The sequence below is a fragment of the Paenibacillus sp. LT-B23 genome (assembly GCF_059417685.1).
This window is the reverse complement of sequence record NZ_JBSQBM010000028.1, coordinates 60,976-70,335: the sequence shown is the minus strand read 5'-3', so window position 1 is coordinate 70,335 and position 9,360 is coordinate 60,976. Positions and strand designations below refer to the sequence as shown.

The following is a 9,360-nucleotide window of genomic DNA, read 5'->3' as shown; positions in this document are numbered from 1 at the left end:
CTCAGGATCATTCGCTTTCCGTTCTTCCTCTGCAATCCGTTGTTCAAGTTCCCAATTCTCAAAAAACGCGATCTCCTTCTTGAAATAAGCTCGTTCCGAATCGGTCATATATTTTTCGTCCGTGTATGTCCACCATGTTTTGCCACCATTATACGAAAACTCTAACTCATAGGGAGAATATTCAAACTGTATCCGATACTGCTTATCCACATCTTCCTTGGTAATCGGCTTCCACATACCATCTATCCATGCTTCTACTTGTTTGCTATTGCTATTTTTTCGTACATCCACTCGTTTTCCGTTAATGGTGAATTGGTCGGTATAATACTTGTGTTTATCATCGTGCTTCTCTAAAGCTGTTGTCATATTGTTATGATCCCCCTTATTAATAGATGTTATCGACTACCTGTTTAAATTCGTTATATTGCTCCATGGCTTTCCTCAATGGAGGTGAATACTTGAATATAAATACTTTCCGATTGGAATCCTTTAAATCTACTTTTTCATCCATTTTATGAAACCGATTAAACATCAACCATCCTGCCATCCGAGACTGGGTAATGACAATGGTATGGCTTTCCATATTTGACCTCCTCATCTAAATAAGTGATTGGAATGTGAAAGGTGAATTCTCCCACATCCCTCTCTACCGGCTGACAAGCCGCATGGTTATGCTCGAAAGTCTGCCTGGCAAATGATAGAAGCGTTCGTTGTCTTTATAATCTGTTTAATGGTTATCGACTTGTTTATATAGCAATTGAAGATGGAATCTCCTGCTTTGCGAGCAATACTCAATCCTTCAGCCACGCCAAGCCATCCTCGGTCATCGAACAGGGTATACGTTTGCCCCATTATTTTCTCAGCTACTTCTTTGGGATTCCATGTCCTCTTTTCGCTGCTTACCAAGGAAATTTTATAGTCGATGAGATCTTCGAGCTTCGCATCCTGTCGTTTAAGGTACATGTCAGGGATACTCATATCTTTGCCTTCAGGCCATTGTAATGTGTAGGCTTCTCGTTTCATCACTGTGGTATAGTTATGGCCTAACCACTCAAAGGTATATTTATCGCTCTCTTTTGCCTGCTGGATATAAACTTTATCTTTATCCTCATAATAAAGCTGTACATTTTGCAGCATTCCTTCACTAGCGACCACCCAGCAGAAAGAATAATTTTCATTCGAATTTTTCGCTTTGGAGTCAACGTAAGTCTTCCGCACAGCAGCCGTAGCAAGTAGAGAAGGACAATCACATATGTGTTCTGCTGCTGCTTTCGTTTCCCGATATAGCTCTGCAAATTTGGCATCCACTTCTTTTCGCAATCGCTTCTGCTTCTCGTCTGATGCGAATGGATTCAGGCTTTGCTTCTCTTGCGTTAGCTCTTTATTTCTTTGCAAAAACGCTTTATAGGTTGCATTTAACGCATCAATCGCTTGATCCACACAAACTATATCCAAGTCACGATTTTGAAAATACTGATAGACATTCTCAAACTGATGCTTTCTAATTTTTCGATCTGTATCCTCCAGCATGATTTGGTTTACATATTTCTTAAACGAAAACATGGAATTAGCAAGCAGATCTAAGGCCGAGATGTGCTCACGATCCTTGTTGTAGGTTTTTCCGTCTTTGAAAAATGTAAATTGTGGCTTCAATGTTCCATACCGATGCTGAATTACATCTGGAATGACAACTTGGTCGAACAGACCCGATTTGGAAGCATCTATACATAGGGCTTGTAAATGCTTCATGATCGCAATCGGAAACTTGTATTGCAATAACCTATCCTTCGCGTTAGCGATATTTTCAATCGTTGTATTAATATCGGTGATTTCACCCGTTTTATCTTCAGAGCGAATAATAAAATCAATAACATTTGCCTTGTTCCAATCCTGTGAAGGAGCGGTGGATTTATCTGCATCGTTGACTTGTACCAGTGAATCGATCACATAGTCTGCCAGTGATACTTTAGCCTGAGCGGGAAAACGTTCCGCAAAATGCTGCTGAATATTCTCATTCAACAGGTCAAGCCGATTTTTACCGTGGTGTTCACTTTTTTCGTTATTAACCTTAAAATTGTACTGCTGAAGGTATTCAATCTGAGTCTCGACCAAATTTAATTCTGTAGACAAAACCAGTAGTTCATCGCCGTCCCTGTCTGCGCCGCCAAGACGATCTGGCTCGGTCCCCAAAGGAAGCTGCACAATATTGTCGATATGACGAATAAACTCAGCATCCTCACCTTCATAATCCACGAATGTGGTTCGCGTGATTTCACTGAAGGACATGATCGGATTTCTCGCAAACAGATTCTGACCTAATATCGCACCGCCACAGTAACTCTGCTTGGCAGACAAAAACCCTGTATATTCCCAAGTATGATGATCCGCTGCCGCAGCGTAAGACAAAAATGCTAAAATATCTTGTGTCACATACAGATACTTGGCTTCAACATAAAACTTCCCCAAGCCCATTTCATCTATTTTATGATCGATTACTTCCTTGATCGTTTGCCTTACTTTATGATCGAATGCCAATTTTTTATTAAGGTGTAGAGCATGAATGGCATCACTACACTGTTTACCAATTCCATTATCTGAATTTTCCCGATACACCAAGTGCAAAAATGCTTGCAAATAGCGGAGATCTTCCCAATCCAGCTCCTCTTTGCGATAGATGCTTAATGCCTGATATATGAGATCACCCTGCACATGGGATAAGCAAACGACATCTCTGGCTTGCAGATCAAGTGCCAGTAATAACTGATATGATGATTTCCGGTATTGTTCATGCACTGGCTTGGCAATATTGGAGATGCCAATCGCATCATAGCCATACTTGATCAATTTAGACTGGTATGCTGCTATCGAGGGAAATAACCAGGCTTTCTCCTCTGAACCGTCTAGCTTTTCTCCGACCACTTGCAGCTTCGCTTTAAAGGTAGACTCGGTGGTCAAGATATCGATCTTGTCTGCATCATGCCACGTTCCGAATATATCCTGAATCCGCTTCACGTTATGCTTACGGAAATATCCATGAAAATCTACACAAGGAAAAAAGCCTTTGATTGCTGGCAAGCGTAATTGATAACCTGTAATCGTATAGTCTACCTCTAGGAAACGCTCCATTTGCTGTCCTAACTCTTTTGAGACCAAGCCCATACCATCAAACACATTTTCCATAACCGTATGATTTTTTACTTCAGCTAATTGCAAGCCCGTTGACCATGGTGTGATGGGGAGTTCTTTTTTCTCATACGGCTCAGTCTGGTCGATTGTCCATACGGGAACCGAAACGCCATCTTTCTTTTCGACTTTCCATACAGGCTTACTGAGATGCTCTAAGCATACCCGTCTGTTATTCTCTCTTTCCCAGCGACCAGTCGTTTTGTATTGGTCTCTATCGTTAGGTGCGATAGGAAGTTCGAATTTATGTTCCTTGACCTTTTGGTTGATTTTTTGACGTTGCTTTTCATAATGTTTTTCTTCTTCCATATAGGCTTGAAGCTTATTGTACATGTCCTCTTCTTCGGGTGTACGATGATATGGGAGAATCATCTCTACATCTTCCGTTATGGTTATTTCTTTGTCGGGGAGAATACAGATGGTTAGCTGCTTCATATCTACAGGGCAGAGATACACATCTGTCGTCATTAGGGCATTGCGCGTCAAGTTTTTAGATACGGTACACTTGGTCGGTTCAGTTCTAAGGGAAACATGTGCTTTCAATGCTTCAGCATATTTCTCCAGTACAAATAGCTGGCGACATTCTTTGTTCTGAGCGCCGGAAAGAACATTGTCCAAAAATACATAGGTATGCCGAGCAATCTCTTGACCGTTTGACTTTGTATAAATGGCGGTAAAGCCCTTTTCCAGTAAACGTTTGAGTTTGTCGTTGTCCTCTTCACTACGTCCACGTCCAGTCTCGATGGTCATGATTGGGAGGAGATTCTTCTTTTTTCTGATCGGCTTGCTATTATTGGATTTTAGGTTGGAAGTATCTTGATTGGTTATGTACTCTACTGTAGCATCGAATTTCTTGTTCATTATTTTCTCGTATAAAATGTAATACATAAAGGTTTCACTTGCTTGCTTTGCATCTGCTAAAGTGTAGACCAACGAAAATTGTCCGTTTCGTTCTGTTACATCGCCAAGTTGATATTGCCATAAGTGGTACTGTCTTTTTTTGATCATGCGAATCCTCCGATATTTATACTGTAAAAAACAGAACAATCGTTCTCGTTTATAATATAACAAATATGTTTAGTTTAAAAGACCGGGACTTGAGGGAAACAAGAAAAACCGAGAGTGATGCCCCCTCGGCTGTCTATAATGTAGATGAAGCAAGTTGAATTATAATATCTCATACTTTTTTTAAAACCAAATATTTAAGATTTGAACTTTTTTCATAGAGAGAGTGATTTCACGAAATATCCTATAGAGTTTGCAACTTTATACTACAAAATAGCACCAATCAAAGACTTTGAGTACCAGCCCACCTTATTTCCCAATCTGATAACTTTCCGTGCACTTTTTCCATATACTCAGTTTCATGAACAGCATACACCAATAGATGTGTGACTCTACTCATCGCCACATACAAAAGATGTACCTCAGTATCGTTATAATTTGCATCAGTAATCAAATTATTTTTATGAAGCAAGATATCAGTCAAACGTCCGTCCTTAAGATTAACTATTAAAGCAGATCGTAGTGTTTCCCCCTTAACTGAATGAATAGTATAGAAGTCCGAGGATGGATTAGTATTTATATTTTCTAAATTATCTTTTATGGTCAACTCTACGTCAATTAGGGTAAATAGTGAATTATTTATATTAATACTGCTTAACTCTCTTTCTTTTAAACGTTCATTGATCCAATTTCGTAGGTTATTCTTTGCTTCCACAGACGTTCCACTTTTCAAGAGAGATAATAATATAGAATTCAGCTCTCTCACTTTTTCATGTTTATTAATCCATCTTTTAATTTCAGTTACATTTTTAGTTCCCGGAACAATTCTTCGACAGAAAAAATCAATAATAATCATTTTTAATTGCTGAGTTTTTGTTTTCATTTTTACTCTATGATCGTTTACATAATTGCTTCCTTCTAATAATATTTGAGTCCACTTTTTATATCTAACTAACACTTTATCAATATTCTTGCTATGCTTAAATTCGACAGAATGCCCTTCGTGTTCTTTGATAATCTCCTTATAAGCTCGATAAACTTCACTCAATTCTGAATATACTAAAAATACAGGTTTAAAGGATTTTCTTTCTGTATTAACCTCTATTTTCGCGTCTGGAATAATTATATTTAGTTGCTGTGCAATCTCTTTGCCAAAACGATTGGTTAAATTTAATCTAAACTGATTGTCAGTGTTAAAGCTTAACTGCCCAGGTTTTAAATATATCGTTTGATACGGGTCACCAATAAGCTGGAGGATATTGAATTGGGTATTAAATAAAGAATAAATAAGTTTTATACCTATTGACGATGTATCTTGATATTCATCTATAAAAATATACTTAAAACGATTCCTTATCATTTTGACACAGTACGGATCAGACAAAAACTTTTTTGAAAACCAGAAAGTATCATCATATAAAAGATAACCCTTTTCCTTTCTTTCTATTTTTGCTGCCAGCATATCATTTTTATACTTTAGAAATTTTTCTTCTTCCCAATTAGAAGTGTTTTCTAATTGATAATGGTATTGATCATCTACTATTAAATTACTATTTATAATTCTTTTTGCAATATTTCTTAAAATCCCTTTTTTATCCATTAAGAAAGGACGCCGACTAGCAATAAATTTCTCATAAAATAAAGAACCATTTTCATCATCCTCTGAAAAAAACAACTCGTTCGATTTCAGATTCATTTTAAAGTAGGGTAGTACACAAAATGTGTTGAAAAATTCATGAATAGTTCCAATGAAATGGGGATGTGATAATGTGCCAAGTCCAGCCATTATTAAAATTTCATTGATTTCCTTTACAGCAACATTTGTATAAGTTATTACACATACTCCATCTCTACTGCCAGTTTCTCTAAGTTTTTTTAGAAGCAAAATAATTTTTGCAGCCAGAGAGGTTGTTTTTCCAGCTCCCGGAACAGCAATAATTGTTTTTGACTTAAACATTCGGATAAATTCTTTTTGCTGATCATTAAATGTCGTATTTCTTAATAGAAGATTTTCCACGAAAGTAAAATCAGATTCGTCAATGTTCATTTTGTACTCCTCCAGTAACATGTTCAATTGCCTGAACTAAGTATTGTAGTGGAATACTTTTTCGAATGACTTCACCTGCTGTTTGTTTATTATCGATAATCCATTTTGCTAATTGCTGAGCAACAATCGTCTTTGAAATTTCTTTTTCCAGAAGAAATTTATATACCTCAGTTGCTCGTACCCTTTCGTCAACACTCCAACTGTTACGTTGTTCTTTTTTATTATCATCTCTTGAGTAGTTACAGTCTAAAAGAATATCCTCCAAATTTGTTCTCAGTTGACTGCTAGCAATTGAATGTTCCAAAGTCCAAGGAGAAGACAAAAAAACTTTTGTTGCTTCAATATCGTGAAAATAATCAAGTTGGAGCTTCTCCCTTCGTTCCATAACTGTTTGATCAAAATAATCTATAGAATTATCTAAACTACTATCCACCATGTATTCTCTTAATTCTTCTTTTACTTTCTTTTTGTCTATGCTCGGAATATCTTTGTTGTAGTAAGTAGATTGAATCTTAGTTAACGCCACATCTAGATTAATGAAAATCGCTTGTTCTAATTCAGGATTGGGTGAAGCCTGATACTTACTTGCAATTTCCTCATTTATAGTCTTTGGGATTTTAAAATAACTTGGCTCTGAAGCATAATATTCAACTGGCTTTAAATCCAAATCCGTTATGATCGCAACTGGAAAATTCATTGCATAGTTTGAGTTATTCCTCAAAAAAATTGACGAGTATCGTTTAAATGCAATACTACCCAAGTTAACAATAGATATTCCATATCGATGCAGTGGCAGGTTTATAGCTTCTGCAATTGCTGGGAGTAATAAATTTTCTGCATCTCCCTCCACAAATATGATTCCTCTCGCAAAGAACAAATTAGCTTTAGTAGCATCTAAAAATCTTTCTAAAAACTCGTAATCTTCGGACTGAAGCTTTGTTTCTCCTTGCCGCATTGAAAAAGCTCTTTGATTATAGATCATAATAATATTCTCCAAATTAATTGATGCTGCTAGCAACGGACTATGCGAAGTGAAAATATATTGCATTCCAGAATTCTTTGAATCTTCTTCAAAATGCTTGATTACTCTCAATTGTGCTTGAGGATGAATATGAGCTTCTATCTCCTCAATTAGAGCTAATTTAGGGCCGACTAAATTTTCACTAAGTAGCAATAACTCAACAGACATAAATAATAAATTTGAACTTCCTAAGCCAGTTCCTACTTCACCTAAATTCATTTCGAGTCTCCGCAAAATTTCAGCTATCGTCAATTCTTTGTTATGAATAGTTGGTATTTTCTTATTATTTTCTTCAAAAAAAGAGTCAATAGTTGACTGAATTTTGCTTAATACAGGGGCATCTAAGATAGTTCTTAAATTTTCGAAAGCCTCTGAAAATTTTCCTAGAATATCTTCAGTTGTTTGACTACCATCCTCAAAATCCTTTAAGCTTTTGACCACTTGAGCAACCCTAGAATTTTTACCAGGGCTCAATTCTGAAGAAGCATCACGGAGAGGCTTTAAATATGTTGCACTCAAAACTTGCCGAACAGAATCTTCTATTGCCATCTCTAGATTTTCTGGTCCAGCTTTTATGCTTCTTTTAATTCTCTTTTGCTTATTTACATCTTCATAAAGCTCTGCCTCTAGAACCACACGTAATTCTGATTTATTTGGCACAATGGTTAACCATTCGAAAAAAAAAGCTTCCTCAAACTCAGTTAGATTTTTAAATGTGCATTCTACTTTTAGTGTCTGACTCTCTTTGGAAAAATCAGTGTCGTTCACCCATATATTATCGTGACTATTCGTGCCAAGAGTTACTTTTATAGCATCGATAATGGCTGTTTTTCCAGAATCATTTTCACCAACAATCACATTGAGACCATCATTAAAAAATATTTCAAGCCCAGGGTTACCTTCTGGGCTCTGAGGATACTTTCTCTAATTCCATAACTTTAACGAGTATAAAAACATATTATCTCTCCCATTCAAAAATAGGTAATATATTTCTTAGCTTATGCCCCCTTCCGAGATGGGGAAAAAGGTAATGATTCGTAACCCTAAATATTGTGATGTGAAGTAGCATGGCTGTTTAATTCGAAATTCAACCCAAGAGAAAGCATCTGTTACGAATTGCTCGTAAGGGACAAAGCCTGTGTAAGTTTACCGTAATCACTCCTTTTGGCTTATGTTCAAAAAATGAAATCACCATAATAAACCAAAATATTAATATCTCAGGTAAACATATTTGTCATTCCCTTTTAATACGGGAGAATGAAGCCATTAAAACCTAATACGGTGGAATCGTTTGCCTATTTTTATGTAAAATTCTAAGTTCATCTTTTGCATTAATGTGAGTATTATCTAATTAATCACAGAAATGCCCTAATTAATAATCATCTTCTTTTCCACCTCTTTAACCTATCATCTAGAGAAAGTCCATTAATCAACTTAATGTTTAAACTATCCGCCGCCTCCTTAGCAGCCCTTGTAAAATTACTTGTCGTCACGATCCAAGCATCATAGCAACCATGTACCTGCTTACCAGCCTTGAGCCGGAGTACTATATCATTCCCGACATCTCGCTTCCAACGTTTACATTGAACAGCTATTTTATAGCCCTCTTTACCTTTGAGGATCAAGTCAACTTCATGATCACCTGACCCGCCAACTCGCTGTACTGAGTAACCTTGATCTGTATAATAAAGCTCCATTAATCGTTCAAAATCTGTTCCTGATAGTGTATCTACGTCAGCTTGCAGAATTTGTGCATCGGTTAGTTTTTTACTCGTTGTTTTCGCATTTGCCTTGCGCGCCCCACTATTCGTGCTAACAGCTCTACTCCTACCAGTTTTTTTCGTACCAACGCTCTGTTTACCCTTCTTTTTCTGTCGCCGCTTTCGTGTCCACATCAATCCAAAAATTTCTCCAAGAATCACAGAGCCAAGTAAGATACCAAAAAGGTATCCCCAGTGTAGACCAGGTATTTTAAAATACATAGTAAGTCCGACTATAATAAATAGCCCTCTCATAACATAAGCAACTTGTCTACCTTCTGCATAATACGTTCTTGCCAACCGTTTTCACCTCATTGGAATATTTCAACTTTTATTAAAGGACT

6 protein-coding genes are annotated in these 9,360 nt (G+C 36.8%); all 6 read right to left on the bottom strand.

The window, feature by feature from the left end; genetic code table 11:
• A partial coding sequence (locus ACWXW9_RS25860) for a hypothetical protein (RefSeq protein ID WP_494931747.1) occupies nt 1-366 on the bottom strand: 366 nt, incomplete at its 3' end.
• A gap of 19 nt (nt 367-385) precedes the next feature.
• Complete coding sequence (locus tag ACWXW9_RS25855; RefSeq protein WP_494931746.1) at nt 386-583, bottom strand: DUF5659 domain-containing protein; 198 nt, start codon at nt 581-583, stop codon at nt 386-388.
• Between the two features lie 86 nt (nt 584-669).
• Nucleotides 670-4,191 (bottom strand): hypothetical protein, encoded by a 3,522-nt coding sequence (locus tag ACWXW9_RS25850; protein ID WP_494931745.1) that lies wholly within the window; start codon nt 4,189-4,191, stop codon nt 670-672.
• Between the two features lie 280 nt (nt 4,192-4,471).
• Nucleotides 4,472-6,235 carry a UvrD-helicase domain-containing protein gene (locus tag ACWXW9_RS25845; RefSeq protein ID WP_494931744.1) on the bottom strand — a complete coding sequence of 588 codons (1,764 nt, stop codon included), beginning with the start codon at nt 6,233-6,235 and terminating at the stop codon, nt 4,472-4,474.
• Nucleotides 6,225-8,138, bottom strand: coding sequence for an ATP-dependent nuclease (locus ACWXW9_RS25840; protein WP_494931753.1), 1,914 nt, complete (start codon nt 8,136-8,138; stop codon nt 6,225-6,227). Before ACWXW9_RS25840 ends, ACWXW9_RS25845 begins: the two co-directional genes overlap by 11 nt.
• Before the next feature lie 497 nt (nt 8,139-8,635).
• On the bottom strand, nt 8,636-9,316 hold the full coding sequence (locus ACWXW9_RS25835; protein WP_494931743.1) for a restriction endonuclease: 681 nt from the start codon (nt 9,314-9,316) through the stop codon (nt 8,636-8,638).
• Nucleotides 9,317-9,360: the final 44 nt, after the last annotated feature.

Excerpts from the sequence above, each read along its gene's own strand:
- ACWXW9_RS25855 (WP_494931746.1), bottom strand. The coding sequence starts at position 583 with ATGGAAAGCCATACCATTGTCATTACCCAGTCTCGGATGGCAGGATGG.
- ACWXW9_RS25845 (WP_494931744.1), bottom strand. The coding sequence starts at position 6,235 with ATGAACATTGACGAATCTGATTTTACTTTCGTGGAAAATCTTCTATTA.
- ACWXW9_RS25850 (WP_494931745.1), bottom strand. The coding sequence starts at position 4,191 with ATGATCAAAAAAAGACAGTACCACTTATGGCAATATCAACTTGGCGAT.